This window comes from Cellulomonas sp. T2.31MG-18, from assembly GCF_964266755.1.
GTDB lineage: Bacteria > Actinomycetota > Actinomycetes > Actinomycetales > Cellulomonadaceae > Cellulomonas.
In genome coordinates this window covers 50,710-76,923 of the sequence record NZ_CAXWGW010000002.1, presented here as the reverse complement: position 1 = coordinate 76,923, position 26,214 = coordinate 50,710, and the positions used below count along the sequence as shown (strand labels likewise).

At 70.7% G+C, this 26,214-nt stretch carries 23 protein-coding genes; 15 read left to right on the top strand and 8 right to left on the bottom strand.

Annotated features, from left to right (window positions below; genetic code table 11):
- Positions 1 to 4: 4 nt before the first annotated feature.
- A complete protein-coding gene (locus ACFQTY_RS08170; protein WP_378099271.1) occupies positions 5 to 1,573 on the bottom strand; it encodes a phage tail sheath family protein in 1,569 nt (522 codons plus the stop codon).
- Positions 1,574 to 1,867: 294 nt separating this feature from the next.
- Between ACFQTY_RS08170 and ACFQTY_RS08165 the strand changes: the two genes are divergently transcribed.
- The 7 genes from ACFQTY_RS08165 (at position 1,868) to ACFQTY_RS08135 (ending at position 10,789) form a co-directional block, all read left to right on the top strand.
- Positions 1,868 to 4,567 carry a LuxR C-terminal-related transcriptional regulator gene (locus ACFQTY_RS08165; protein ID WP_378099269.1) on the top strand — a complete coding sequence of 900 codons (2,700 nt, stop codon included), beginning with the start codon at positions 1,868 to 1,870 and terminating at the stop codon, positions 4,565 to 4,567.
- Between the two features lie 68 nt (positions 4,568 to 4,635).
- Complete coding sequence (locus ACFQTY_RS08160) at positions 4,636 to 5,940, top strand: DUF2254 domain-containing protein (protein ID WP_378099267.1); 1,305 nt, start codon at positions 4,636 to 4,638, stop codon at positions 5,938 to 5,940.
- Positions 5,941 to 6,044: 104 nt separating this feature from the next.
- Positions 6,045 to 6,782, top strand: a complete 738-nt coding sequence (locus tag ACFQTY_RS08155; RefSeq protein WP_378099265.1) for an NYN domain-containing protein — start codon at positions 6,045 to 6,047, stop codon at positions 6,780 to 6,782.
- 259 nt (positions 6,783 to 7,041) lie between these two features.
- Complete coding sequence (locus tag ACFQTY_RS08150) at positions 7,042 to 7,488, top strand: MarR family winged helix-turn-helix transcriptional regulator (RefSeq protein WP_378099263.1); 447 nt, start codon at positions 7,042 to 7,044, stop codon at positions 7,486 to 7,488.
- Between the two features lie 188 nt (positions 7,489 to 7,676).
- Positions 7,677 to 9,113, top strand: coding sequence for an MATE family efflux transporter (locus ACFQTY_RS08145; protein ID WP_378099261.1), 1,437 nt, complete (start codon positions 7,677 to 7,679; stop codon positions 9,111 to 9,113).
- A 37-nt stretch (positions 9,114 to 9,150) separates the two neighbouring features.
- The gene (locus ACFQTY_RS08140; protein WP_378099259.1) at positions 9,151 to 10,164 is read left to right on the top strand and encodes a zinc-dependent alcohol dehydrogenase family protein; all 1,014 of its coding nucleotides are present in this window, start codon (positions 9,151 to 9,153) and stop codon (positions 10,162 to 10,164) included.
- 22 nt (positions 10,165 to 10,186) lie between these two features.
- On the top strand, positions 10,187 to 10,789 hold the full coding sequence (locus tag ACFQTY_RS08135) for a hypothetical protein (protein WP_378099257.1): 603 nt from the start codon (positions 10,187 to 10,189) through the stop codon (positions 10,787 to 10,789).
- A 24-nt stretch (positions 10,790 to 10,813) separates the two neighbouring features.
- Here ACFQTY_RS08135 and ACFQTY_RS08130 read toward each other — a convergent pair whose 3' ends face one another.
- On the bottom strand, positions 10,814 to 12,004 hold the full coding sequence (locus ACFQTY_RS08130) for an alkaline phosphatase family protein (RefSeq protein WP_378099255.1): 1,191 nt from the start codon (positions 12,002 to 12,004) through the stop codon (positions 10,814 to 10,816).
- Positions 12,005 to 12,268: 264 nt separating this feature from the next.
- On the opposite strand from ACFQTY_RS08130, the gene ACFQTY_RS08125 reads away from it, so the two are divergent.
- The 4 genes from ACFQTY_RS08125 to ACFQTY_RS08110 are packed head-to-tail and all read left to right on the top strand — an operon-like array spanning position 12,269 to position 15,314.
- Positions 12,269 to 12,922, top strand: a complete 654-nt coding sequence (locus tag ACFQTY_RS08125) for a phosphatase PAP2 family protein (protein WP_378099253.1) — start codon at positions 12,269 to 12,271, stop codon at positions 12,920 to 12,922.
- Positions 12,919 to 13,602 carry a DedA family protein gene (locus ACFQTY_RS08120; protein ID WP_378099251.1) on the top strand — a complete coding sequence of 228 codons (684 nt, stop codon included), beginning with the start codon at positions 12,919 to 12,921 and terminating at the stop codon, positions 13,600 to 13,602. The genes ACFQTY_RS08125 and ACFQTY_RS08120 overlap by 4 nt, the downstream gene beginning before the upstream one ends.
- Positions 13,603 to 13,605: 3 nt before the next feature.
- Positions 13,606 to 14,271 (top strand): response regulator transcription factor, encoded by a 666-nt coding sequence (locus ACFQTY_RS08115; protein ID WP_378099249.1) that lies wholly within the window; start codon positions 13,606 to 13,608, stop codon positions 14,269 to 14,271.
- On the top strand, positions 14,268 to 15,314 hold the full coding sequence (locus tag ACFQTY_RS08110) for a sensor histidine kinase (protein WP_378099247.1): 1,047 nt from the start codon (positions 14,268 to 14,270) through the stop codon (positions 15,312 to 15,314). The genes ACFQTY_RS08115 and ACFQTY_RS08110 overlap by 4 nt, the downstream gene beginning before the upstream one ends.
- A gap of 37 nt (positions 15,315 to 15,351) precedes the next feature.
- Here ACFQTY_RS08110 and ACFQTY_RS08105 read toward each other — a convergent pair whose 3' ends face one another.
- The 4 genes from ACFQTY_RS08105 to ACFQTY_RS08090 form a co-directional block, all read right to left on the bottom strand.
- Positions 15,352 to 15,774: an organic hydroperoxide resistance protein gene (locus tag ACFQTY_RS08105; RefSeq protein WP_378099245.1), complete on the bottom strand. Its 423-nt coding sequence runs from the start codon at positions 15,772 to 15,774 to the stop codon at positions 15,352 to 15,354.
- Between the two features lie 30 nt (positions 15,775 to 15,804).
- Entirely contained in the window at positions 15,805 to 16,254 is a 450-nt protein-coding gene (locus ACFQTY_RS08100; RefSeq protein ID WP_378099243.1) for a MarR family winged helix-turn-helix transcriptional regulator, read from the bottom strand.
- Positions 16,255 to 16,399: 145 nt separating this feature from the next.
- Positions 16,400 to 16,765, bottom strand: coding sequence for a hypothetical protein (locus ACFQTY_RS08095; RefSeq protein WP_378099241.1), 366 nt, complete (start codon positions 16,763 to 16,765; stop codon positions 16,400 to 16,402).
- Between the two features lie 574 nt (positions 16,766 to 17,339).
- Positions 17,340 to 17,723, bottom strand: coding sequence for a hypothetical protein (locus ACFQTY_RS08090; protein ID WP_378099239.1), 384 nt, complete (start codon positions 17,721 to 17,723; stop codon positions 17,340 to 17,342).
- A gap of 1,015 nt (positions 17,724 to 18,738) precedes the next feature.
- Between ACFQTY_RS08090 and ACFQTY_RS08085 the strand changes: the two genes are divergently transcribed.
- Positions 18,739 to 19,701 carry a hypothetical protein gene (locus tag ACFQTY_RS08085; RefSeq protein WP_378099237.1) on the top strand — a complete coding sequence of 321 codons (963 nt, stop codon included), beginning with the start codon at positions 18,739 to 18,741 and terminating at the stop codon, positions 19,699 to 19,701.
- A 472-nt stretch (positions 19,702 to 20,173) separates the two neighbouring features.
- Here ACFQTY_RS08085 and ACFQTY_RS08080 read toward each other — a convergent pair whose 3' ends face one another.
- Entirely contained in the window at positions 20,174 to 21,847 is a 1,674-nt protein-coding gene (locus ACFQTY_RS08080) for an ATP-binding protein (RefSeq protein ID WP_378099235.1), read from the bottom strand.
- Positions 21,844 to 22,470 (bottom strand): hypothetical protein, encoded by a 627-nt coding sequence (locus tag ACFQTY_RS08075; protein WP_378099233.1) that lies wholly within the window; start codon positions 22,468 to 22,470, stop codon positions 21,844 to 21,846. The genes ACFQTY_RS08080 and ACFQTY_RS08075 overlap by 4 nt, the downstream gene beginning before the upstream one ends.
- Positions 22,471 to 22,545: 75 nt before the next feature.
- On the opposite strand from ACFQTY_RS08075, the gene ACFQTY_RS08070 reads away from it, so the two are divergent.
- The 3 genes from ACFQTY_RS08070 to ACFQTY_RS08060 all read left to right on the top strand — a co-directional run bounded on the left by ACFQTY_RS08070 (position 22,546) and on the right by ACFQTY_RS08060 (position 26,199).
- Positions 22,546 to 23,952, top strand: coding sequence for a hypothetical protein (locus ACFQTY_RS08070; RefSeq protein WP_378099231.1), 1,407 nt, complete (start codon positions 22,546 to 22,548; stop codon positions 23,950 to 23,952).
- A complete protein-coding gene (locus ACFQTY_RS08065) occupies positions 23,949 to 25,553 on the top strand; it encodes a hypothetical protein (protein WP_378099229.1) in 1,605 nt (534 codons plus the stop codon). The genes ACFQTY_RS08070 and ACFQTY_RS08065 overlap by 4 nt, the downstream gene beginning before the upstream one ends.
- 265 nt (positions 25,554 to 25,818) lie before the next feature.
- Positions 25,819 to 26,199: a hypothetical protein gene (locus ACFQTY_RS08060; RefSeq protein WP_378099227.1), complete on the top strand. Its 381-nt coding sequence runs from the start codon at positions 25,819 to 25,821 to the stop codon at positions 26,197 to 26,199.
- The last annotated feature ends 15 nt before the right edge of the window (positions 26,200 to 26,214 follow it).

The window sequence follows — 26,214 nt, the reverse complement described above, 5'->3', positions numbered from 1 at the left end:
CAGGTCAGTTGGCGGACTGCTTGTTCTGGCTGATGCGGAAGATGACGAACTCCGCGGGCTTCACCGGGGCGAGGCCGACCTCGACGACGAGCTTGCCGGCGTCGATCGACTCGGGCGGGTTGGTGGTCGCGTCGCACTTGACGAAGTACGCCTGGTCCGCCGACGCGCCGAACAGGGCGCCGGACTGCCACAGCCCGTGCAGGTAGCCGGTGAGCGTGCGGGTGACGCCCTCCCACAGGGTGACGTCGTTCGGCTCGAAGACGGCCCACTGGGTGCCGGACATGATGGTCGACTCGACCATGTTGAACAGCCGGCGGACGTTGATGTACTGCCAGTCGGTGTCCGACGTCAGCGTGCGGGCGCCCCAGATGCGGATGCCGCGCGTGCCGAACGGCCGGATGCAGTTGATGCCGATCGGGTTCAGCAGCGACTGCTCGTTCTGGGTGATCGACCGCTCGACGTCCAGCACGCCGCGGATGGTGTCGTTGGCCGGTGCCTTCCACACCCCGCGGGTGTCGTCGGTGCGGGCCCAGACGCCGGCGACGTGACCCGACGGCGGGATCAGCACCTCGGCGTCGCCGTTGCTGCCGATCGGGTTGTCCACCTTGATCCAGGGGTAGTACAGCGAGGCGAACGCCGAGTCGTACATGGCGACGTCGCTGCGCCACTCCTTGATCTGCTGCGGGCCCATCCCGGGAGGGGCGTCGAGGATCGCCATGCGGTTGGGGTGCAGCTCGCAGTGCGCGATGAGCGCCGTCTGCACGGCCTTCCACAGGTTGAGGTCCAGGGTGCCGTCGGCCTTGGTCGCGGCCGTGACCAGGTCGGGGACGATCACCATGGTGACGTCCTCGGCGATCGCGAGGCCGTTGATGCCGCTGCGCGCGGCCTCCGAGCCGGCGAACTTGCGGCCGTTGACGGGGGCCGGCACGGGCGCGGCCTTCTCCAGCTGGTAGACGCCCGGCTTCAGCAGCTCCAGCTGGCTCGCCACGTCGGCGTCGGTGTCGAGCTTGAGCTCCACCTTGATCTGCGTGGACGTCTTGTTGATCACCGTCGCGGCGTCGCGCGGGCCGCCGAACGTCAGGTCGGGGTACTGCTCCACGGCCTCGCCGCCGATCACCACGGTCAGCGTGAAGGGCGCGGGGCCCTCGGCCTCGGGGTCGGTGTCCTGCGTCTCGACCACCACGGAGACGTTCGCGTCCGGCTCCACGCTGGTGATCTCCAGCGGGCGGCCCAGCGAGCGGTCGGCGGCGGGCAGCGCCAGCTGCGCGGGCTCACCGGCGGGGGTGGAGTGCGGGATGCGGACGATGTAGGCCAGCGATCCGCCGTTCTGGAAGTACCCGAACACGGACAGCGGCAGCACGGCACCCGCGACGAACCCGCCGAACAGCTGCTCGAACTGGTTCCAGCTGGTGACCAGACGGGGGGCCAGGCCCTCCGGGTCGTTCGGGTCGTCGAGCGGGGCCCGCTCGGTGAACCCGACGAAGGCCGCGACGGCCGTCGGCGCGGACGCCAGGACCTTCTGCGACGACGGGACTTCCTCGACGTAGACGCCGGGCGCGGTGTACGTGGGCACTGTGTCTCCCTGTTCTGCGCCGCATCCTCGGGCAGGAGGGCGGTGCCGGTGGCGCTGACAACCGCGAACGTAGGGAGGGGCCCCGTAGGGCAACATCCGTAATCGCTACCGATCTTGGGACCAAGGGCCCGGACCACCCGGGGTTTTCACCTCCTGGGCAGCCCTATATCGGCGCTAACCCGGGACTAAAGTCCTCGGCGGATCCGGCCGAAAACCCGGGTGGAAGCAGACGGTCCGGGAAGTGGACCCCCAGCGGCTGACGATGTCTGCCCTGCGCGGAGACGAGGAACGCCGATGAGCGAGCTCGCGGAGAGGGCGACCTCCGGCATCCGCCTCGCACCGGCGTCCGTACCCGCGTCCGGTCACGCGGCGGTGCGCCCGTGGCCCTCGGTCGACCGCCCGGGACCCCGCCGTGCCGTGCTGGCGGCGCTCGCGGAGTCCCGCAGCGTGCTGCTCGTCGGCGACGCCGGCGTCGGCAAGACGCATCTGCTCGACTCCGTCCTGGCCGAGTGGGGCGCGGACCGGCGTGCCGCGGCGGTGCAGGCCGCCGCCGTGGCACTGGTCCCGGCGCAGGCACCGCACCTCGAACCCGCCGTGCTCGCCGCCGGCGGTCACGACGACGGTGGTGTCCTGGCGACGCTCCGGCACCGGTCCGCCGCCCGTCCCGCGGAGGGTCCGGCGGCACCGGTCGGGCACGTCGTGCGGGTGCACCACGACGTCACCGAGCCGGTGCTGCTGCGGGTCGAGGACGCCCACCTGCTCGACGCGGCGGCGGCCGAGGCGCTTGCGTCGCTGGTGCGCGACGGCGAGGTGCGCGTGCTCGCCACGCTGCGCGGCACGCCGTCGTCCCCGTGGTCGGAGCTGTGGAAGGACGGCATCGCCGAGCGGGTCGACCTGGGCACGCTCGACCCCGCGCAGACGCAGGCGCTGGTGGAGACGGCGCTGGGGGGGCCGGTCACCGGGGAGACCGGCCGCCGGATCTGGCTGCAGACGCTGGGCAACCCGTTCTACGTCCGTGAGCTGGTGCGGCACGAGGTCGCCTGCGGCGCCCTGGTGGAGCGGCACGGCGTGTGGGTCGGGCTGATCGGCGCCGAGCCGGGTCAGCGCGTGCTCGACACGGTTGCGCGGGACCTGGAGCGCCTGGACCGCCCGGCACGGGACGCGCTGGAGCTGGTGGCGCTGGCCGAACCGGTCCCGATTTCGGCCCTGGACGGGCTCGTCGACGGCGCTGTGCTCGACGACCTGGGCCGCCGCGGACTCGTCGTGCGCGGCACCGCCCCGGCACATCCGGGTCCGGGAGCCCTGGACCAGCCGCTCTCACCGACCGTGCGGCTGACGCCGCCGGCCTTCGCCGAGGCGATGCGCGCGCTCGTCCCGCACGAGCGTCGTCGTCAGCTGTTCGCCCTGGTCCGCACCGCACGGTCCGGCTTCCGGTCCGACCACGAGTCCCCTGCGGCCCTGCTCCGGTCCGTGCTGTGGGCGCTCGAGTGCGACGTGCACCAGAGCGGCGAGCGGCTGCTGCGGGCGATGCGTGCGGCGATCCTGCTCAGCCGTCCCGAGGCGGCCGTCCAGGTGGGCAGCGCCGCGCTGCGCCAGACGGTGGGCGGCCCCGGGCCCCGGGTCGACGTGCTGCTGCTGCGGGCGGAGGCCTGGCGGCTGGTCGGCGCACCGGAGCGGTCCGCCGCGGACCTGCTCGAGGCCTCCGAGCGGCTGGCGAAGGACGACACCGGCACCGACCACCGCCTGCGGCAGATCCGCCTCGCGGAGCAGACGGCGGACCTGCACCAGTTCCACGACGACGACTCCGACGAGTCGCTGGAGCTGATCGACCAGTTCCTCGACGACCTCGGCGAGGACGACGACGCCGCGCTGCGCTCCGCGCTCGCCGTGCGCCGGCTGGTGCGGCTCGGCACCGGTGGACGCTTCACGGAGAGCATCGAGCCGTCGCTGGCAGCCCTCAAGGCGGCCGGCTACCGGTCGCCGAGCGTGCTGGCCCTCGCCGCGCCGGCCGTCTTCGGTCTCGCGCAGACCGGCCGGATCAGCGAGGCGATCGCGCTCGGCTCGCGCAGCCTGCGCGCGGCGGAGGTGCACGAGCGGGAGCACCCCTGGCTCGGCTCGAACATCCTGGCCGCCCAGTTCCTGGTGCACCTGTGGGCGGGTGACGTCGCGGCCGCCGAGCGGATCGCCGCCGTCCCACCGGGCGGCGACTGGGGGTACGCCACCAAGTACTCGACGGACAGCACCGGCCGCGGGCTGATGGCCGCCGCTCGCGGCCTGTGGAGCGACGCGATGGCCGAGCACCGGGCGGCCGCCGCCACGCTCGGCGTGCTCGACCCGTACGGACTGACGGAGTTCGCCGCGGCCGCCGGCGCCGTCTCCGCAGCCGCCCTCGGCGACCGGTCCACCGCCCTGCAGCTGATGGAGCTGGCCCGTCGTGCGCCCCACCGGGCGTCCGCCATGGTCGAGTCGGACCTGCGGCTGATGCTCGTCGACGCCGGCCTGTGGCTGCAGCAGCCGACCGTCCGGGCTGAGGCCCTGGCACTCGCCCGCTGGTGCGCCGAGCGCGGGCTGCGCCGCACGGAGCTGGAGGCCCTGCACCGGGTGCTGCTCGCCGGCCACCTCCAAGGCACCCCGGACTCCACGGACACGGCGGTGCTGATCCGCCTGCAGCAGGTGGGCGACCTCGTCTCCGGCTCCCGCGCCGCGGCGCTCGTGGCCCACGCCGCCGCCGTCGTCGCCGGGGATGCCGAGCTGGTGGCGGTCGCCTCCCGCGACCTCAACGCGCGCGGGCTGTGGCTGCCGTCGGTGCGGCCGTCGGCCCGGCTGACGGCCCGCGAGCGCGAGATCGCCGGGCTGGCCGCCGCCGGCCTGAGCAGCCGAGCGATCGCCGACCGACTCACCCTCTCGGTGCGCACGGTGGACAGCCACCTGTCCCGCGTCTTCGCCAAGCTGGGCGTCACCAGTCGCGCGCAGCTGCGCGACCTGCGGGACTGACCGAGGTCCGCACCGAACCACCCGCGCCGACCGGTGCGCGGCGGTCCGTGCAGGAGCAGGCTGGCGCCGTGAGGCGACGCGAGGCCGCGTGGGAGTACGTCAGCGCCGCCCTGTGGGTGCTGCCGTTCGTCGCCGGTAACGCAGCGCTGCTCGCCGGCTTCGCCCTGTCCCGCGTCGTCCCCGCGCCGGGCTCGTTCCTCGCCACCGTGGCTTTCCGCGGCTCGTCGGCCGACGCCCGGACGCTGCTGATCACCATCACCGGCACGGTGGTCACGGTGATCGCCCTGGTGCTGGGCCTGTCGATCGTCGCGCTGCAGCTCTCGTCCACCCAGTTCAGCCCGCGGCTGCTGCGCAACTTCCTACGGGACCGGCCCAACCAGATCGTCCTGTCGGTGTTCATGGCGACCTTCGCCTACAGCGCCGCCGGGCTGCTGACGGTCGGCGTCGGGACGGACCCGAAGACCTTCCCCCGCCTGGCGGTCACCGGCGCGCTCGCGCTGCTGTTCGCCAGCATCGCCTCGGTGGCCTACTTCGCCGACCACCTGTCGCACTCGATCCAGGTGGACGCGATCATGCGCCGCGTCGAGCGGGACGCCCTGACCCTCGTCTCCCGGCTGCCGACGGACATCGAGCTGGTGCCGCCGGCCGCGCCGCCGTGGGCCGTGCCGGTGGCCGCCCGCAGCAGCGGCTACGTGGTGACCGCGCACCCCGAGCAGCTGCTCCCCCTCGCCCGCGAGCACGGGGTGAGCATCGCGCTGGTCAGGCGCGTGGGCGAGCACGTGGTGCCGGGCACCCCGCTCGCGCTGATCTGGGGCCCGACGCCCGACGACGCCGTCCCGGACCGGCACCCCTTCGAGCACGCGCTCGACGACGCCGTCGGCATCGGCTTCGAGCGGACCCGCCAGCAGGACGCGGCCATCGGCATCCGCCAGCTGGTCGACGTCGCCTGCAAGGCGCTGTCCCCCGCGGTGAACGACCCCTACACCGCCATCCAGGCGGTCGACCACATGGCGGTGATCTTCGCCGCGATGGCCGCCCGGCCCCTCGGTCCGCGGGTGGCTCGCGCCGGCGACTCGGTGGTGGTGGTCCCCAGCCGCCGCTTCGGCGAGTACCTCGCCACCATGTGCGGGCTGGTGCGCCGGTACGGCGCCGGCGAGCCGACCGTCTCGCTGGCCCTGCTCCGGCTTCTCGACACGTGCGCGACGGTGGCCCGCACCGACTGGGCCCGGCTGCACGACATCGCGGACCAGGCGCGGCTGATCGCCGACGACGCCGAGCGGGCCGTGCACCAGCCGGCCGACGCCGAGCCGGTCCGCCTCGCGGAGCAGGCGCTGCTGCGCCGCATCGAGACCTACCGCGCCACGGCGGAGTGAACGCTCGGATCTACCGACCGACCCATCTGCGAGCAGGATCTAGGCGCCCCGAGCCCCCAGCCGGTATGGCTTCCCCAAGCCGCTGCGCTCTGTAGGTTGGACAGATGCGCGTGGGCGTCTACATCGACGGGTACAACCTCTACTACGGCACCAAGCGGCAGTGCAAGACCGCGACATCCAGTTGGAAGTGGCTCGACCTTCGATCGCTCGTTACGTCGGTCGTCTCCAGTCAGCGCTCATGGCCGGACGCAACGATCGAGCGGATCGTCTACTGCACGGCACGGATCGACGCCGGTCTCAACCCCGATGGCCACGCCGAACAAGACATCTACCTCAAGGCGCTCGTTGCAGCTGACAGCGTCGACCACATCGAGTACGGCAAGTACGTGGTGGGCATCCGCCCACGTCCGCTCGCGGTCAAGGGCCCGACCGCGAGCGATCCGCCGCGGATCGTCACGTCACAGTGGCCGGTGATGGTCCAGTCATCGCTAGGCGTTCCTCAGCAGGACTCGGTCTTCATGGTCTCCACGCTGCATCAGGAGGAGAAGGGCACAGATGTCAACGTGGCCTCGCACATGCTCGTTGACGTACTCAACGGTGCGGTCGATGCGGTCGTGGTCGTGTCCAACGACTCTGACCTGAAGTTTCCAGTGCACTTCGCACGGGAACGGGTACCAGTCGGTCACGTCAACCCCCACGGCAACTTCTTCGCGGGCGACCTGGCGGGGGTGCCTACCGAGGGAGTCGGCAGCCACTGGTGGCGCAAGCTGCACGCTGGAGACTTCACTGGGCACCAGCTGCCGACGACGGTAGGCCGGTACTCGCGCCCACCGAAGTGGTAGACGTGCGAGCTCGCGGCCTTGTGGCGTAGGACACGATGGCTTCACGTTGATTACGCCAAGCGACTCGCATACGCTCATCGCATAACGCACCCGGTCCCTCGTGGGCCGGGTTTTTCTTTGCCTGGGCTGGTCCTCGTTCGCACGGCTGGACCCGGCAAGTCCGCACCGACGCCTACTTGCCGACCGCCCTAGCCCGACTGGCCGCCGCAGACAGTTCGGTTCTTGACTGTTTGGTTCCTCACCATCTAGTGTTTCGGTCATGAGGAGCAGCCGTCCCGAGCCGACCGTCGCCGAGCTGATCGGCCGGATCTCCAGCCGGTTGCGTCAGGCGATGGGCGACTCCTTCGACTCGACTGACCTGGGCGGGCTGACCCCGCTGCAGGCCCGCACCGTCGGCTTCATCGAGGCGAGCGAGGGCCGGGGCCTGATCCAGAAGGACATCGCCGACGTCACCGGCACGCGGCCGGCGACGGTGTCCGCCCTGCTCGGCACGCTGGAGCGCGACGGCTGGATCGAGCGCCGCACGGACCCGGCGGACGCCCGCCGCAAGACCCTCCACGTCACCCCGAAGGCCCGTGAGCTGGTCAAACGGTTCGAGGCGAGCGTCTGGGCCAGCAGCGAGCGCCAGCTCGACGTGCTCGACGCGGACGAGAGACGCACCCTCGTCGCCCTGCTCACCAAGCTCGACCAGCACCTGTCGAGCTGACCACCGGACCGGCTGACCACCAGGCCGGCTGACCCCTCCACCACCCCCACCGACCGGCACCCGCCGGCCGGCCGACCCCGCACGCCCTGAACCGGCTCACGGCCCCGGGCACCACCCACCACTGCCCCGCGGCGCTGCCGCGCGCCCTCGCGCGCCCCGTCGTGCCCTCACCCACCCCAGGAGGAACCATGACCACGCACGACGACACCTACTACCTGCGCCGCGCCCCCATGACCCGAGCCCTCGCCCACCTCGCGCTGCCGATGATGGCCGCCACCACCGTCGGCGTCGTCTACGGCGCCGTCAACGCCGGCTTCATCGGCTCGTTGCACTCCACGGCCCTGCTCGCCGCGATCACGTTCGGCCTTCCGCTGACCGCCGTGGTGATGGCCGTCGGCGGGGTGTTCGGCACCGGCGGCAGCACGGCGGTCGCCCGGCTGCTGGGCGAGCTGCAGGCGCTGGACGACGGCACCGGCCCCACCGCGGTGGCGCTCCGCGAGCGCATCCGTCGGCTGTCCGCGTTCACCGTCTGGGGCGCGGCGCTGGCCGGCCTCGTCGTCGCGATCGCCGGCCTGCTGGCCCTGCACCCGCTGACCCACCTGCTCGGCGCCACCGGTGACGCGTTCGCCCCGACCGCCGACTACGTCGCCGTGCTGCTGGCCGGCACCCCGGTGCTCGCTGTCGCGTTCGCCATCGAGCAGCTGGTGCGCGCCGAGGGCGCGACCTGGATGTCGATGGTCGGCATCGTCGTCTCCACCCTGGTCAACCTGCTGCTCGACGTGCTGCTGATCCCGGTGCTCCGCTGGGGCGTCACCGGCGCCGCGCTGGCGATCGTCGGCTCCAACGTCGTCACCGTCGCCTGGTTCGCCGTGCACCTGCACCGCCGCTCCCCCGAGCTGCGCATCGGCCTGCGCTGGTTCCGGCCGGACGGTCCGACGACGCGCACGGTGCTCAGCGTCGGCGCCTCCGAGCTGCTGATGAGCGGGTTCCTCACCGTCACCGCCGTGGTGTTCAACAACGTCGCCGCCCGGTACGGCGACGGGGCGCTGGCGGCGTTCGGCGTGGCGCAGCGGATCGTCCAGCTGCCGGAGATGCTGGCGATGGGCGTCGCGCTCGGTGTGATGCCGCTGCTCGCCACCGCCTTCGGCGCCCGGGACGCCGCCCGGCTGCGCTCGGCCCTGCTGCACTCGGCCGCCTGGGTGGCGGGCTGCGTGCTGGTGTTCACCCTGCCGGTGTTCGTGCTGCGCGAGCGGGTGCTCACCCTGTTCAGCGCCGACCCGGCCGTGCTGACCACCGGCCTGGCGGTGCTGACGGCCATGCTGGTCGCCGCCCTGTTCAACGGCTTCACCGGCCTGGCCACCACGCTGTTCCAGTCCACCGGCCAGGCTGTGCCCGCCACCGTGATGTCGGTGGCGCAGGGTGTGCTGTTCGTCCCGGTGCTGCTCGCCGCCCGCGCGATGCTCGGCCTGACGGGCGTCATCTGGGCGATGCCGGTCACGGAGGTCCTCTGCTTCGTCGTCGCGACCGCCCTGGTCACCGCCCACCGCGCCAGCACGCTGACGCCCGCCGACGCTCCGTCGCCGGACCTGTCGGCCGTCGGCGCACCGGCCGGCATCGAGGCCTGACGCGCCAGGCGGGTCGGTGATGGTGTCGGATGGACCCATGCGCGGAGCGATCATCCATGGAGCCGGCGACGTGCGCTTCGAGGAGCGCCCCGATCCCACCGTCGTCGAGCCGACCGATGCGGTGGTCCGCACCGTCGCGGCCTGCGTGTGCGGCTCGGACCTGTGGCGGTTCCGCGGTCTGGCGCCCGTGCCGCAGCCGAAGCCGATCGGCCACGAGTACGTCGGCGTGGTCGAGGAGGTCGGCTCGAGGGTCACGACGGTGCAGCCGGGCGACTTCGTCGTCGGCGGCTTCCTGCACAGCGACAACACGTGCGCCGTCTGCCGCAAGGGCATGCACTCGAACTGCCTGCACGGCGGTGGGTACGACGGCTGCCAGGCCGAGCGCATCCGCATCCCCAACGCCGACGGCACCCTGCTGGCCACCCCCGGCCAGCCGGACGCCGACCTGGTTCCGAGCCTGCTGGCGCTGTCCGACGTGATGGGCACCGGCTGGCACGCCGCGGTCTGCGCCGACGTGAAGCCGGGGTCCTCCGTCGCGGTGGTCGGCGACGGAGCGGTGGGCCTGTGCGGTGTGCTCGCGGCGGCGCAGCTCGGGGCGACGACGATCATCGCGATGAGCCGCCACGCCGACCGCCAGCAGCTCGCCAAGGAGTTCGGCGCCACGCACGTCGTCGCCGAGCGCGGTGACGAGGGCGCCGCCCGCGTCCGCGAGCTGACCGACGGCATCGGCGCCGACGCGGTGCTCGAGTGCGTCGGCACCGCGGACGCCCGCCTCCAGGCGGTGGCCGTCGCCCGCCCCGGCGCGATGATCGGCGTGGTTGGACTCCCCCACGGCGACGTCCCCACCGACCAGCTGTTCTGGCAGAACAAGGGATTCCGCGGCGGCCCGGCGCCGGTCCGTGCCTACCTTCCGCATCTGCTCGACCTGGTGCTGACCCGCACCATCGACCCCGGCAAGGTGTTCGACCTGACCCTCCCGCTCGCCGACGTGGCGCAGGCCTACAAGGCGATGGACGAGCGCCGCGCGATCAAGGTCCTCCTCCAGCCCTGACCGAAGCGGCAGGCTCATGGCCGTGAACCGGTGGTTCGAGACGCAGAACGACTCTCTCTCTACACTCCTCCCGCGACTCGAGCGCGCCTGGCGGCTTCGGAAGGCGCCGATCGTCGAAGGACTGAGGCCCGGTCTGACGGACGACGCCATCGACGCCTTGATGGCGCCGACAGGTCTGGTCCCGCCGGGTGAGCTGCGGACGTGGTGGCGATGGCACGACGGCTCGGCCGGCGGGGAGTCCATCGGTCCGGGCAGCTGGCAGTTCGGGTCTCTCGCCGAGATGATTCAGACCCTTGAGTACTGGCGTCGTTTCCAGGCCAGCTCCTGCGACGCGTCCGAGCCCGCCGTGTGGAAGTCCAGCTGGTTCCCGGCGGTCCAGCGCGGCCCCAATCACGTGCTCCACGTCGACACGTCCGCCGCGACAACGGCTGGCGAGGCGCCCGTCGGCAACGCCGAGCCGTTCGACGACGAACCGCGGGACGTAGTTCGTGCCACCTCGTTCACGCAGGTCGTGGGGCTCTGGCTCGGCCTGATCGAGTCCGGGACGTTCACGCTGGTCGACGGCTACTGGGATGCCGACTGGAACTCGCTTCCGACCGAGCTGAAGACCGGCCGCCTGATCTAGCCGGGCACTGCTGCGCGACCGTCCCTAGGCGGCCGGTGCCTTGGGCGGCTTCGGGCGGACGGTCCCGTCCGTCGGCGCCGGGACGGTGGATCCGTCGAGCGTCACCAGGGCCGGCATCGGCACACCCAGCGGTCCGGGCCACGGCGCCGTCGGCGGGACCGACGGATGTGCGGGCGGCGTCGGCTGCTGGATCGCCGTCCCCGGCGCCGGCGGCACGGGCCGAGCCGCAGCACCCAGGTCCACCAGCCCCGCCAGGCTCGGCGCCGAGTCGACGCGCGGCACACCCATCGGCGGCAGACCGAGCAGGTCGATGATCGTCTTCGGGATGCTGGCGTGGGAGTGCCAGGCGGTGTCGATCGCCTGCGTCACCCGCCCGCCGAACATCACCAGCGGGATGCGGGACCCGCCGATCGCGGCGAACCCGTCGGGATGCAGCGCGTCCGGCACCGTCTCGATCGCGGGCGTCTTGACGTGGTCGGCGTACCCGCCCCAGTCGTCCCAGGTCAGGATGAACGTGGTGTCGTCCCACCCACCGCCGTCGATCACGGCCTGCACGCGCGACCACACCAGGTTCTGCCCGCGGGTGACGTAGTCGGGCTGCGGGGTCGCCGGCGGGTGCTCGTCGTACCCCGCTGGGCTCCAGACGTAGCAGACCTGCGGCAGCTCGCCACCCGTCGCCATCGGCACGAACTCGTTGGGGTGGTGCACGTGCGTCTGCCCGGGTGCGCTGGTCAGCGACGTGTAGAACTTCGCCGGGTACCCGTGCTCGTCCGGGAACGCCCCCCAGGACACCCCGGCCTTGTCCGCCACGGTGAAGATCGACGGCAGGTCCCACACCGGCGACGGCCCGACGAACGGCGGGTTCTTCAGCGTCGGCATCTGCCCGCCGATCGCCAGCATGTGCCCCGGCGTGGAGTTCGACCCGGACCCGAAGTGGTGGTCGGAGAAGACGAACGTCTTGGCCAGCCACGCGTAGTACGGGATCACCGCGTCGGTGTCCACCTGGGCCGCCACTGCCGGGTAGTCGCCCATCGCGTAGTGCACCCACGCGTTGCGGTCGTGCGGCTGGTCGTGGTCCGGCGGCGCCGCGAGCAGCGGGCCGGTCGCGACGGCGGCGCCCCACGCTGCCATCGAGGCGAAGTAGAGGTCCGTCGTCTTGTTCTCTTGGAGGAACACGATCACGCGGTGGCCGGTGGCCGGCGTCGAAGCGGGCACGTCGGCAGTCTCGCCCGCACGGCCGCGGTCCGCACCCGGGGCAGGCGCCGGACCCCTTGGCGGTTTCTTGGCGGCGGCCCACGACGCTCAGGGGGAACCTGCAGGAAGGCACACCCCGTGACCAGCAGCATCAGCAGCAACCCGGAAGGCCGGGCAGTCCCAGCCACGCAGCCGGGTGCCCCCGTTCGTGGCCCATCGACGCGAGCCGAAGACGACGGTGCGGCACGCACCGGCCGGACCGCCGCCGCGAGCGTCGGGCAGCTGGTGGCGTCCGGCGCCGGGCTCGTCGCGGTGCTGCTCGCCGGGCTGCTGATCCCACCGCTGCACGGCTGGACCGCCGCCGAGCTGTCCGTCGACCAGTGGCTCTCCGCCCACCACGTCCCGATGCTGAACGCGATGGCCGCCGTGATCGGGACGGTCGTGTCTCCGCCGGTCGGCTTCGGCCTGCTGGTGGTGCTCTGCGTGGTCGGCGCCCGCCGGATGGGGGTCCGACGAGCCGTGGTGCTGCTCGGCATCGCCGGGGCGACGCTCGCGGGCGGGGTGGTGCTCAAGGTGCTGGTGCACCGGCCACGTCCGGACATCGCCCTGCTGGCCTCGCCGCCGCCGGTGGACACCAGCTTCAGCTACCCGAGCGGGCACACGACGGTCGCGACGGTGCTGGTGGTCACGGCGCTGGCCCTGCTCGGCCGCCGGCAGCGCCGGTGGGCGGTACCCGTCGGCCTCGTGCTGGTCGCGGTCGTCGCCGTCTCGCGCGTCTACCTGGGACTGCACTACCCGCTCGACGTGGTCGCCGCCGCGGTGTACGCGGCCTGCGGGTTCGCGTTCCTGTCGGCCCTCGCCACCACGGCACCCCTGCGCCGCGTGCTGGCCGTCGTGCACCTCGACACCCCTGACCGCCACGAAGGAGCTCCGGCGTGATCGACTCCCTGTCCACCGCCGCCACGCACGCCGGCACGGTCGCCACCGGCCTGTCCATCTCCCCGGAGCACCTGCTGCACGCCCTCGGCCCTTGGGCGCTGGCCGGCATCGCCGTGATGATCTTCATCGAGTCCGGAGTGCTGTTCCCCTTCCTGCCCGGCGACTCCCTGATCCTCACCGCGGTGCTGCTGCGCGGCCCGCTGGGCCTGTCCCCGTGGGCGATCGCCGTGGTCGCCCTGGTCGCAGCCGTGGCCGGTGACCAGACGGGGTACTGGCTCGGCCACCGGTTCGGACGGCGGTTCTTCACGGACGACGCCCGGGTCCTGACCACGGCACGACTGGGCGAGGCCGAGCGGTTCTTCGACCGGTACGGGCCGGTGTCCCTGGTGCTGGCCCGGTTCGTGCCGATCGTGCGGACCTACGTGCCGCTGGTCGCGGGCACCGCCCGGCTGCGCTACCGCCGGTTCCTCGTCTGGAACGTCACCGGCGCCCTGCTGTGGGTGGCCGGCCTGACGCTCGTCGCACTGCTGCTGGGCGGCATCCCGTTCGTCGCCAAGAACATCGACCTGCTCGCGATCGTCGTGGTGGTCGTCTCCGTCCTGCCGCTGGTGGCCACGGGTCTGCGTCGACGCGGCCAGAATCAGCACCGTGAGCTGGTGGATGCCGACCAGGACGCCTGAGCGATGACGGTCCCGACCCGTCGTCTGTCCCTGCTGCTCCTCGAGGACGACCCCCGCCTCGCCCCCGTCGTCGCCGAGCTGCTGTCGGACATCTACGACGTGACACTCGTCGCGGACGGCGCGGTGGCCCTGGAGCGCGCGCTGACCGGCGAGTTCGACCTGCTGGTGCTGGACCGCCGCGTCCCGACGCTCGACGGCCTGGAGGTGGTGCGCCGGCTGCGCGCCCGGCACGTCGCCACCCCGGTGCTGCTGCTGACGGCCCTGGGGACCACGGCGGACACGGTCGACGGTCTCGACGCGGGGGCGGACGACTACCTGGTCAAACCCTTCGAGCTCGACGAGCTCCTCGCCCGCCTCCGAGCCCTGACGCGCGACCACACCGGCCCGGAGAAGCAGCTCGGCACGTGGACCTACCGTCCGGGCTCCGGCGAGATCCACTCCCCGTACGAGGGCCGGATCCTGCTGACGGTCCGCGAGGACGCACTCCTGGCGATGCTCGCGGCCGAGCCGGACCGGGTGTTCAGCCGCGCGCAGATCCTCACGGCGGTGTTCCCGCGCGGCGAGGCGGAGGGCACGGTCGACGCGTACGTGCACTACCTGCGCCGCAAGACGGACCGCGACCTCATCGACACCGTGCGTGGCCGCGGCTACCGGCTGGGGCACCCGTGAGCGACCGGGCCCGCCTGTCCGGCGACGCCCGCCGCGCGATGCGTACCTCCGTGGTGTCCATCGGCGTGGCGGTCGCCGTCACCGCGGCCCTCCTGGTCGCGGGCGTGCTGACGGTCACCGCGCTGTACCTGTGGCTGCAGTCCACCCCGGCGGAGCGCGTCGAGCCGCCCAAGCAGGGAGACCTGACGCTGTCCATCGACGCCGGCCACGTGCTGCTGGGCCTCGCGCTGGTCGGCGGCGCCGCGGTGGTGATCGCCGGCGTGGCCACGCTGTTCATCGCCCGCCGCGCCGTCCGGCCGCTGGAGGACGCCTTCGACCGGCAGCGACGGTTCGTCGCCGACGCCAGCCACGAGCTGCGCACCCCGCTGACCGTGCTGCACGCCCGCATCCAGCTGCTCTCCCGGCGCATCGGCCCGGACTCGCAGGCGGCGCCGCTGGTCCGCGACCTTGCCGACGACGCGCAGGACCTGATCGCCATCGTCAACGACCTGCTCGCAGCGTCCGACGAGCCGGGCGTGGGTGCCGGCTCCGCACCCGGCTCTGCTCCCGGGTCTGCACCCGACGAGCGCACGGACGTGCACGCCGCGGTCGAGGACGCGGTTCTCGCCGCCCGGTCCTCCGCGGGTCCGGCGCAGCTCGGCGTCGTGGTGGACTCCACCGCCCAGCCGCTCGCGGTCCGCATCCCGACGGCCGCGCTCGGCCAGTGCGTGATCGCCCTCCTCGAGAACGCCTTCCGCCACTCGCCGGCGGGCGGCACGGTCCGGATCACGCTGGCGCGGGCCGGTCACTTCGTCTCAGTCGACGTGCACGACGACGGTCCGGCGCTCACCGGCGCCGACGCCGACCGGCTGTTCGACCGCTTCGCCCACCGCCCGCCGTCGTCGGCCACGCCTGCACCGGGAGCGCCCCACCGGCCAGAACCCGCACTGGGCCTGTTCCTGGTGCGCGAGACGGTCGCCCGTCACGGCGGCACGGCGGCCGTGGTGCCGACCACCCACCCCGGGGCCGGCACCACCATCCGCCTGCTGCTCCCCGCCGCCTGACGGCCCCGCAGGGGCCGGCTCCGGGGACCTGCTCGGGTCAGTCCTCGACGACCTTGAGAGTGACCTCGACGTTGCCGCGGGTGGCGTTGGAGTAGGGGCACACCTGGTGGGCGGCCTCGACGAGTGCCTGCGCCTGCTCGCGGTCGAGGCCGGGGATGACCACCTCGAGCTCGACAGCGAGGCCGAACCCGCCCTGCCCATTGCGGCCGATGCCGACGCGGGCGCCGACGCTGGTGTCGTGCAGCGCGACCTTCTGCGTGCGCGCCACCGACAGGAGCGCGCTGTGGAAGCAGGCGGCGTAGCCGGACGCGAACAGCAGCTCGGGGTTGAGCGCGCCGCCCTCGCCGCCCATGTCCTTGGGCACGCGCACGTCGGCGTCGAGCAGCCCGTCCATCGTCGCGACGTGACCGTTGCGACCGTCGCCCGTGGCCAGCGCCTCGGCCGTGTAGAGGATCTCCATGACGTTCACCTTCTGTAGGGGTTCTTGGGGTCAGGACGCGACCGTGGTCGCATCCGAGTTGGAGGCCTGCACGCTGCCGGTCAGCCGGTGGAGGGAGTCGAGCAGCTCCCGGGCGGACTCGACGGTCAGGCTCATGCACTGCGCCACCTGAGCAGGCACGTCGGCCATCTCCGTGCGCAGCTCGCGACCGCGTTCCGTGAGGTCGACGGTGACGACGCGCCCGTCGGCCTGGTCGCGTGACCGGGTGACGATGCCGGCCGTCTCCATGCGCCGCAGCAGCGGCGACAGGGTGCCGGAGTCCAGGCCGAGGTCGTCGCCGAGCTGCCGCACGGACCGCGGTCCCTGCGTCCACAGCTCGACCAGCACCAGGTACTGCGGGTAGGTGAGCCCCCACGGCTCCAGCAGGCGCCGGTAGGCCTGCGTCGTGGCGCGGCTCGCCGAGTACAGCGAGAAGCACACCATCCGATCGAGCGCGGTCATGGCAGAACAGTTGCATACAACCGAGTTGCGCACAACTGATGTGGAACTGGCGCGGGCACATCTAGAGCGGTGAGAAGCGGGTGGTGTGGGTTAGCTGGAGTCGTGCGCCAGCTGGTGTGCGCTGCGAGAAGGGCCCACCTGCACGCTAGCGGCAGGGCTTCGACGCCGAGGCATAGAAGCGCGTCACCGTCGCCGGGTCCTCGGCCGGCAGCACAACGCACCCAAGCAGGTGACCGTTCGAGTCGAGGACGCCGACCGACTCCTCGCTGCACAGCTCATGGTTCCGCTCGAGGCTCACGCCCGGTGCGAGCGGCCCACCGCTGCCGACGTCATCGCGTCGGGTGCACTGCGCGTTCAGGCACGTCTGGAACGAGATCGGCTGAGCTAGATCATTCGCCAAAGTCACGGAACCGACATCGCCGGGAGGAGGATCGAACCCGCAGTCGCCAAGGACGCTCGTGATTCCGATCAACGTTCCGAGCGCAGCCACGGGCACGAAGCAGGCGAGCACGATTAGAGCGACCCGTAACCGGGCCTGCCCAGATCGTTTCCAGAATGCGTGCCCCGGCGGGGGCGGAGGCCACGAGGGATCGGGCTGCCAACCCGCGTCTGGAGCCCATCCATCCGGTGGCACAGGCCAGTTCTCGGGCGCGACCCATCTCCAGCCGCGCCGGTCCACGGCGCCGAGTGTGGCACCCAGTCGATGCAACGAAGCCTCACCGCCCCGGCGCGCCGAGCGTCACAAGCATCAGAACACCTCCGACGGCGGATGTCGCAGCGGAGGTCCTTGGCCGTGGTGGCCAAGTCGCGGTGGTAGTCGGCTTGGCGGTGGGGAGACGAACGACGAAGGGCCCCACATCCGCAGATCAATGCAGGTGGGGCCCTTCGACGGCCGGCTGGCGGTAGCGGTGGGCTTGGATCGCACGTGTTGTAGGGGGTTGGTCCGGTTGGACGATCTGGGCTCTGACCTGGTCAGACGTTTCGTCGCGGCGTGCATCGCGCTACACGTTGTCGCGCTCGCTTGGTCCGACAAGTGGAGGCTTAACGGCGACCTTCGCTGTCCCGCGAGTGGCTGGCCCTCCGCCCTATGGACGAACGATCCGAAGCGGCGAGTTGCTGACGAACGCGACAGCAATGCCGTGCTCTCGCGCAATCCGTTCCCAGTCAGCTGTGAGCTCGTCGGCGAGGCGCCAAGACCCGGCGCCGTAGATCAGGTCGCGTCCAAAGGAGTAGTCGGTCAGCCGGGACTCCAGCGGTTCATCCAGGTCGTCAAGCTGCGGCGCGTCAGGGCCGTTCATCGGCGGGTACTTCGCGGCGACGTCGCGGTAGAAGGCCTGAAGCGCAGGAGTGGACACGCTGGGACTGTTGTATCCGTGGCCCTCAGGCCACTGCGCCTGCTCGTCCCACCACGCCTCGAAGTCGTCGTCGGCAGTGGCGCCCGGATCGAACGCGAGGATGTCGTAGCTCACGGGGCGTGTGTAGCACCGACCGGACGAGCGCGGGGCCGGACTGGTGTTGTTGCGCCTCGGTGCACGGCGCAGTGCGTCGCGAGGTTCTGCGTCCGATGTGTCGCACGAGGTCGAGGCAATGGCTCGGCAGTCCGCGGGCGCCTCGAAGGTTGGGGCAGTCTGAGGCGCCGAACCGATAGCGAGCACGAGAGGCCGGCGGAGCTCTGGGTCAAGGTTGGCCACGGGCCGTAGCGCAGCGACGCCGTAGGCGCCCTTGACGCGGAGTCCACATCGCCCCGGACGTTCGCGTCGTCATCGACCAGCTGGTCCAACAAGCGGCGGCCGAACAGGCACCTGAGACCCCAAAGCGGTGAGTTCTCGGTGACCTGGAACGACGAAGGGCCCCACTTCCGCAGATCACTGCAGGTGGGGCCCTTCGGGTGGCGGTGTGGTGACACAACTGTCTGACCCGCGCGAACGGAGCCGTCGGAGGAAGGCGATCACACGCTGAGGCTTGAAGTGCTCACACGCCCGCGCGTTGACGTGCGGAAACGCGACGAGAGAGCGCACGCGGCCGCGCAATGCCAGCAGGACCTTGACCTGGGCCTCTACGAACGGACGTGGCTACCCGCCCCGCGAGTACCGGGGGCAGACCCGTGCGCGTAGGTCGGCCTGGCAGCTCCGCGCATGGACCTCGCGTCGTCGACGAACGGAGGACTGTTGAAGGTCTACCTGAGCCTCCCCCGAGGTCGGCGGCCGACTCACGGCCAACAACGATCGAAGGCTGCAGAGTGGAACACGGCCGCCGGCGCCCTGGCTGCACCTGCCGGAGATGGCACCCTCCCGCGCCCGCGCTTATGACGGTGCATCAGGCTCGCACGTCGAGAGGTTGTCAAACAGCCAGTTCGTGAAGGCCAGCCTCACTACAGTCGGACCGTCCCCCAGCAGGGGCATGTTGGCGATCGCGGCCACATCCCCAAAGGCACGCCGAACTGGCTTCGCCAGCAGACACCGGCCCAGGAACGAAGGACGCAGCGTGGTGCGAGCTGAGACCGCCGACCGAATCGAGCCTGTTGGCGGCGACGTCGTTCAGCTCCGATTCGTCGGACGCGACGACGGCACTATTGACGGCCACCTCCTTGCGGAATCGATCCAGGGCCTCGTTGAGTTCGTCTCAGCGATGGCCAAAGCAGGCGTATACGGCGAGGGCCCCGCGCCGGAGGTTCGGATCCGTCCGATCCAGAAGGGTTCGACGGTGTTCGAAGCCGTCCTGGAGTGGGCAGCGAACAACCCGGACACCGCACTGACCGCTGCGGGGATGGCCGGGGGCGCCCTGACGACCCTCGGCTCTGTCACGGTTCGCGCGATCCGAGCCGGTGTACGTACGTTCAGCCGCACGATCAGCGACTTCGAGATCCTCGAGACGGGCAACTACAAGGTGACCTGGTCGGACGGCCGCAGTGAGGAGGTGTCCCCCGAGATATTCGCCATCATCAACAAGCCCAGCCTCCAGGTGCGCAAAGCAGTGGCCAAGCTACAGGCGCCGCTGTCTGGGGATGCCTCGGAGCTCCAGGTCCGCAGCGCACCCAAGGCGACCCCGACCGAACAGATCATCGAGGAGGTCCCGCCGGCGATCGTCGCTGACGTCTCGGACTACCGAGCCGCTGCGGCCGTTGACGCTGTGCCCGAAGAGACGACCGAGGTCTACGCCGACGTCGAGGCGCAGCTGCGCTCGATCGACTTCGAGGGCCGTCAGTGGCGCGTGGCAGCCTTGGGCCAGGCGCGGATGGCCACGATCACCGACAGCGAGTTCATGAGTGAAGTGCTCGGCGGTCTCGCTCTGCACCACGACGACATCTTCCGGGTCACTATCCGGGAGGTCACGGTGTCTACAGAGGGTAAGCGCGACCGCGTCACGTGGACTGTCACCAAGGTTGTTCGCACCAGGGAGGGCCGTCGGGATGAGGGGCACCCCGCTGCAGCTGCTCAGGTGGACTAACGCGGCCCTGCTCCTGCTTGACGCCGCCGGCCTGGTGTTCGCCGCAGTCGGGTTCGTAGCCGCCGCTCTGCTCGCGGCATCTGGCAACTGGCAGTTCGGGGCTGCGTGTGGGGTTCTCTCACTCGGGTTCGGGGCTCGAGCTCTCGTTCAAGGTCGGCGCGAGTGGGTGCTGCGGCGAACGATGCGTCGCGGTGGCGGGCGGAGGCGCTTGGCCACGCAGTAGCTCCGAGAACGACGAAGGCATTACGCGCGCCCGCCACGTGCGGTTCATCGGCGGGGTGTAGGACGCACCATTGCTGGCCGACGCCGCGCTCGTTCGTGCGCCGACCAGTGATGGAGTACGGGTACCGACCCGGCCGAGCCCCCCCGCGTGCGACAACGCCGTGCGCACCCTCGGCGGACCGGCGCTCGGCCGTTCGCGCGCATCAGGTGCCGTCTGCGTTACCCGCGCGGTGAGCCCACACCATGACCCTCAGGCCGCGTACAGCGCACCGGCGTTCGCCCACACTCGTCGCAGCGCGTCACGCACGGTGTACGTCACATCCGACGGTGCCAGTGCGGAATCCCGCTCCAAGAACAGGTCGGCCAGCGCGATGGCGTACGTGGTGAACGCGATCTCGTAACACAGGCGATGGAACGAGGCCTCGCCGTCGTCAAGCGCCTTGGCTGCGATGACTACGGGGTGGTCGAGGTTGATGGTGATGACCCTGGACTCCACGTCCCAGTGCGATCGATCCCAAGTAGCGCCCAGGTAGTCAGCCCTGACCTGCATCCCACCCCGGGGACGCTGGCGTCCGGCTCTGCCGGCGACGGTCAGTTGCTGGTCGCCGTCGTCGTCGGGCCGGCCCGCCGGAGAAGCGTCATTCCCGCCGGGGTTCTGGGACGGGGTCGGCTCACTGTGATGTGTCGCGTTCACGTTCGGATCGGGGATGTCCTCGAACGTGCCCAGAATGCCGTCAACGACTCCCGGAGTCTCGCCGTCGCGGCTGGGGGTGGTGCTCGTCTCGTCTGGCTGGTCCCCGGCCGCTGACGCGGGCAGCGGCGTGCGCTTGTGCACGTTGCTCATGGTGGAGTCGAGTTGGTCGCGCACGTCGGCCAGGTCGGCGTTCAGAACCTTCTCGATCGCGTTCGTCGTCTCCCGGAGGCGCTTAGCGTCCGCGTCCTCGCGTGCGCGCTTCGCCTCCTCGACCAGCTCGAGGCGAACCTGCTCCAGGCTGCCGCCGATGAATGCCGTCAGGGCCAGCGCGACGGGGTGCCTGGCATTCAGTGTCAGATCACGATTGTTCCCGTACGCACTGACGGGGTCGTACTTGGGGTCGTCCAGTGCGGGGACGTCGACGGTGCCGAACAGGCGGTTGCCGTACTCCTTCACGTCGACGCCGGCAGTCACAACGGCTACCAGGTTGCCCGGCCCCACGGTGACCTGCACGCCCTTCTGGACGGCGTCAAGCGGAGCGAGGGCCGCCTTCACCACCAGCTCGACGTCGCCAAGCGTGTCGGCCAGGTTGGCCGGCGGGGTGAACGTGCGAGTGACCGCCGCCTGGGGGCGGGCGATCTCGCACACCTGGTCATTGACGAAGACCACCGGCGACGACGTCTGGAAGGCAGACAAGTACCGCTCGATGAGCGAGACGACCGGTTCGCGCGGGAGCTTCACGCTGACCCCGCTGATCGTCACCGTAGTCCCGTTCGGTTCACCGGGCGCGGGCTCGTCGGACTTCAGGAAGGTCACAGGGACTTCGTTGCCGTCCGCGGCGTCGATCATGGCGCGGTCCACGTACACGACCTGACGGACCCCATCGTGAACGGTGTCGACAGTCAGGGCCGAGCCGATGCCGAAGGCGGCAGACTTGCCTGTGCCGAACTTGCCGCGGCCGGGCACACCTTTGCGGCGCTCCCGGTTCTCCCCGTGCATAGTGAAGAAGTGCGCCAGGCCATCGCGGTCCATACCAGAGCCGTTGTCAGCGATGGTGACCTTCTTGGCCTTCTGGTCCAGGGTGACCTTCACCGTGGCGCCGACGCCCTTGTCGACGTACTGCAGGGAGTTGACGACATACTCCCAGATCGCAGCCTCGGGGGTCCTGAACGACTGTGCGGACTGCAGGATGTCCCGTCCAACATGGGACTTGATCTTCAGGGTGTTCACCGTTCGTCCTTCTGCTGCTGGGTCTGTGCGGCGGCCGGAGCGCGCAGCGCGAGCGCCGTCGGGATCGCGACCTTGAGAAAGGCGGCGACCTCGTCGTCGCCGCTGGCCAGAACGTTGATGCGCGAGGTCTTGCGGGACCGTTCCAGGGCCGGGGTGTATTCATCGATGCGGAAGACGGCTGCAGCGGCCCGATCGCTGAACTCGTGGCCGTTGATCCACTGCTTGAATGCCGCGGAGCTGCGGATTCGATCGATCGCCGTAGAGACCTCCCGGGTCTCCGCTCGGCGCTTCGCGGTGGCGGCCGGGAGATCAGCGACAGTGATGGACTTCTGCCCTTGCAGCGCGGGCCGAAACGCGAGCCAGGCCTGGCCAGCAGGTGTCAGGTGCCAGCCGGTACGGATCGATCCGCCGATGCGCGCCTCGCGCGACTCGGCCTCGTGACGCAGCGAGGTGCGGACGGTGTCCAGGTCGATGTGCTCGGTGTGCTTGCGCCAACCAAATGCGACAGGCGCCAGCCGGTGCGCCGCGATCGCGACGTCCTCGGTGTCGACCGCGGACGTCGCGCCACCCAACGAGGCCAAAGCCACTACGACCGCGTCCTTCTTCGTCAGGTGCTCCGCCATGCGCCAACCCTTCTCGACACACTTGCTACCGGTAGCAGCCTGACACACCTACTACGAGCATGCAAGGATGTATATGTGCAGCCGATAGAGCCGGTTGACCTCGCGGTCGCGGAGGTAGCACGGGAGGTGACCGCCTCCTGGCCGCCCGCTCGGGCGCGCGCTGCCATGGCTGTCCTCGGGCTCGGACCTCGCCAGCCATCAGCCACCCTGGCCGAGGCGGCCGCGGCCGCCCAGGTGTCCCGCGAGAGCGTGCGCCGCGACCGCGACAGGCTCGTCGCCGACCTGGCGAAGGACGGCCGGGTGGCACATGTCGCGGATGTTCTCGCCGGGTTCGTGCGGGAGCACGGTGGCCGCCTTGAAGTGATCGAGGCGCAGTCGAGTGCAGTCACCGCCGGACTTGTGAGGGCGGACGGTGCACTGCTGCCGTTGTGGGCGACGCTGGCGGCGGGGCACCTGCTCCCTGAGCCGTTGCCCGGGCGGTTCGGTGACGAGCTCCTTGCACCCGACGGCGACCAGATGCCCGCGTCGCGAGCACTCTCGCTGCTCAGCGACGGGTTGCCGCACGACGTGACCGCCGCACTCGGAACCGATGCGGCAGCACGGGTTCTCCCACACCTGCTGCGATCCGGTGTGGTCTGGGTACTTCGCAGGCCGTCGGGTGTATGGATGGCCCGCACCGATCTGGTCGACAACCCTGCCGGGCGGGAGCTTAGGCGCCTGGTCACCATGACCGGCCCGCTGCCTTGGGCGGACCTGCTCGCTGCTTGGGGACGAGCTAAGGGAAGGGCGCCCTACGGGAGCCTGCCCGCCGACGTGACGGTAGTTGAGGCGTGGGTCGATGCGCTGCCGGGAGTTCAGATCCGCGCGTCCGAGGTGCTCGGCGGCCCGCAGGTTGTCGAGGCAACAGGCCGGCCGGTCGAGCTTGGCAAGGTTGACCAGTTTCTCCTGGAGTCGCTGTCGGAAGTACCGGCCGGGCTGGCCCGCCAAGACCTCCTGGCGTTGGCCGAGCGCGCAGGGCTGGCTGCGTCGAGCGCGTCAACGGTGCTGACATACCATCCGGCGCTGATCAACCCCGGGCGCGGTCTGTGGGCGCTCCGCCCGTCCCCGGAACGATCCCGGCACTTTCGGAGACCGGTCGCCGTCAGTCCGACTCAGCGGCGTGCCCCGCGTCGCCCAACGACGTACTCGTGGACGGCAGCTGGCGAGCTGGTGCTGCAGATCTCCATGCCTGCGACACCGAGCCCGGTCGTCTCTATCCCCGCTCCGATCGCCGAGGTTGTCGAGGGCCGCGAACTGGCAATCACAGCTCCGTCGGTGGCCGGCGTCATGATCGTTCGCGGTGCAAAGGCGTGGGGCTTCGCAGCTGCTCTTTCGGCCATCGGGGCCCGGCCTGGCGACCGGGTCGACCTCATCTGCGACCTCGTAATGGGGACTGTCACATTCCAGCAGCGACGCATCAGTAGGGGGCAAGCAACAACATGACGATTCGGCTTCCGGAGGACCTGGAGCCTCACGCTGACGCGATCACCGGCAACGACCCACGGTTCTTCGTGCTGCCGGCCGGTGTCAGCCTGCGCCAGGCGGTCGACCAGGACCTGCTGCCGGAGGAGGACCTGACCTCGGCGATCACCACCGCCCAATTCGTGCTCGCGGACACGCTGGAGGGCGCTATGGACTACCTCGTATGGCGGACGTACATCGCCACGTTCGGAAGGGCACCAACGCCGGAGTGGTCCGAAGGCGTGAAGGCACGGTTCGGCCTCAATGGACCGCCGGCCACGCTGGAGGAGGCTGGCAAACTGGTAGGGGTGACCCGCGAGCGCGTCCGGCAGGTCACCGCCAAGCTCGAGCCGAAGCTCCGCGGCCGGTGGTTGCCGCAGATGGTCGCAGTGCTCCGGGCCCTGGTGGAGCAGTCACCCGTCGCCGAGCCCGTCGGTCGTCAGCTGCCCGCCGGGCTCGCGACGCTCGATCTGACCGCGGCGCAGGTATTGAAGTTCGTCGAGTTGCTGAACGTGGACGTCGCCGCGGTGACCGGGACCACCCTCAAAGTCGGTGGGGGGTGGCTGGTCGACGAGCGTGAAGCGCTCGTCACAGACGCTGCGCGTGTCGCCTCCAAGCACACCTCGAAATTCGGCATGACGACTGCGGAGAACGTTCGCCAGGAGCTATCGACGCCGACGGTGGCGGCCGACATCGAGGATGTACTGCGAGTCCTCCGCAAGAACTCGGGGGTTCGGTGGGCCGGCGAGTGGCTGTGGGTCGTCAAGGACGAAGCAACGACGTACACCAACTCGATGGTCAACCAGCTGAAGTCGATGCTGTCCGTCAACTCCCCGCAGACGATCGAATCCCTTCACGAAGGCCTGCGACGTAACCAGAAGTTCCGCCAGCGAGACATCGTCCCGCCGGGCGCGGCGATGCTCGAGTTCATCAAGGCAAGCAAGAGTTTCCGCCTAACGGATGACGGCCTGGTCGAGTCCGTCATTCCGCTCGACTACCACCAGGTCCAGGGCCCGATCGCGGCAATCATGATCGACGTCCTGAAGGCCGTACCGGGCGAGGTCATGGACCGCAACTCGCTGATGGAGGCGTGGCTGGCAGTCGGTGCGGCCCCTGGCACCGCTGGGGTGTGGACGACGTACGCGGAGTGGATGGACAACTACGGGACCAACGTATGGGGGCTGCGGGGAGCCCACCCGAGCCCTGCCCTGGTCGACGAGATCCAGCGGGCCGCCAAGGCACGACTGGACAGCGAGGCTCACAGAACGGACTGGGCGTGGGCGAGCGACGGTGGACTGCTGCTGACAATGGACGTGTCGACGTCCTTCCTCCTGGCAGGCGCCATCGGCTTCGAGGACCACCTCCGCCAGCAGCTCGGCGAGCGGACCTTCACCGTAGGCGGACCGAACGGCACCCCGATCGGACAGATCCGCACGTCGGAGAAGCACGCCTGGACTTGGGGGTGGCACAAGGTGTTCGGCGCCTACGGGGTCAAGGTTGGTGACGTGATGCAAGTACACCTGGACACGGTCACGAGCACCGCCACCGCGATCGTCGGCGGACGAGAGCTGTGGACCTCCTGACTGGTGAATCGCGCCTCCCGTCCGGCGGCCGTGGTGGGAACTGCCAGACCAGACCGCCGCAGTTCCCAAGTGCCGGCGCCCCGCGGGGGTGGGGAGGGGTAGCGATCCTGCACGGCCGTCGAGGACGGCTCGCTTCTGAACTGTCACGTTGCGCCGCACTACCGGACGACGCAACGAGAAGGGGCTCCGGCCGACCCAGACTCGGCGCTTTGCGTCCTTTAGCCTCTTTAGACAAGGCAGACCGCCCACTGCCGCAGGTCTACTGGTGAGCACTCTGCGCCGCATGACGACAGAATCAGAAGCGAGCAGGACGACCCTGAATCTCAACGAGGGCGGCCTCTGGGCGATCAAGAGCAGCTCACCCTCGGTCATCTACCTCGACCTCAAGAAGAAGATGCTCTTGCGGGTACCCGGCCCGGGAAGTCCGGCTTGGGAGTACGACGGCGTCTGGGTGCCACTCGCTGCTGTCGAAGACCATGGCGGGCCCGTCGAGGAGGTCACCGTCGGGGTGCGCCATGTGTACCTGACCGATCCCGACGGCGGTTCGCGCCCCTACCAGTGGTGGTCGCCGCGGGCCTGCACATCAATCGAGCCCGTGCAGCGCGACACCCTGCCCACGCTGGACTCGCGCGCGCGGCCCAGGTAGAGACCCCGGAGTCGA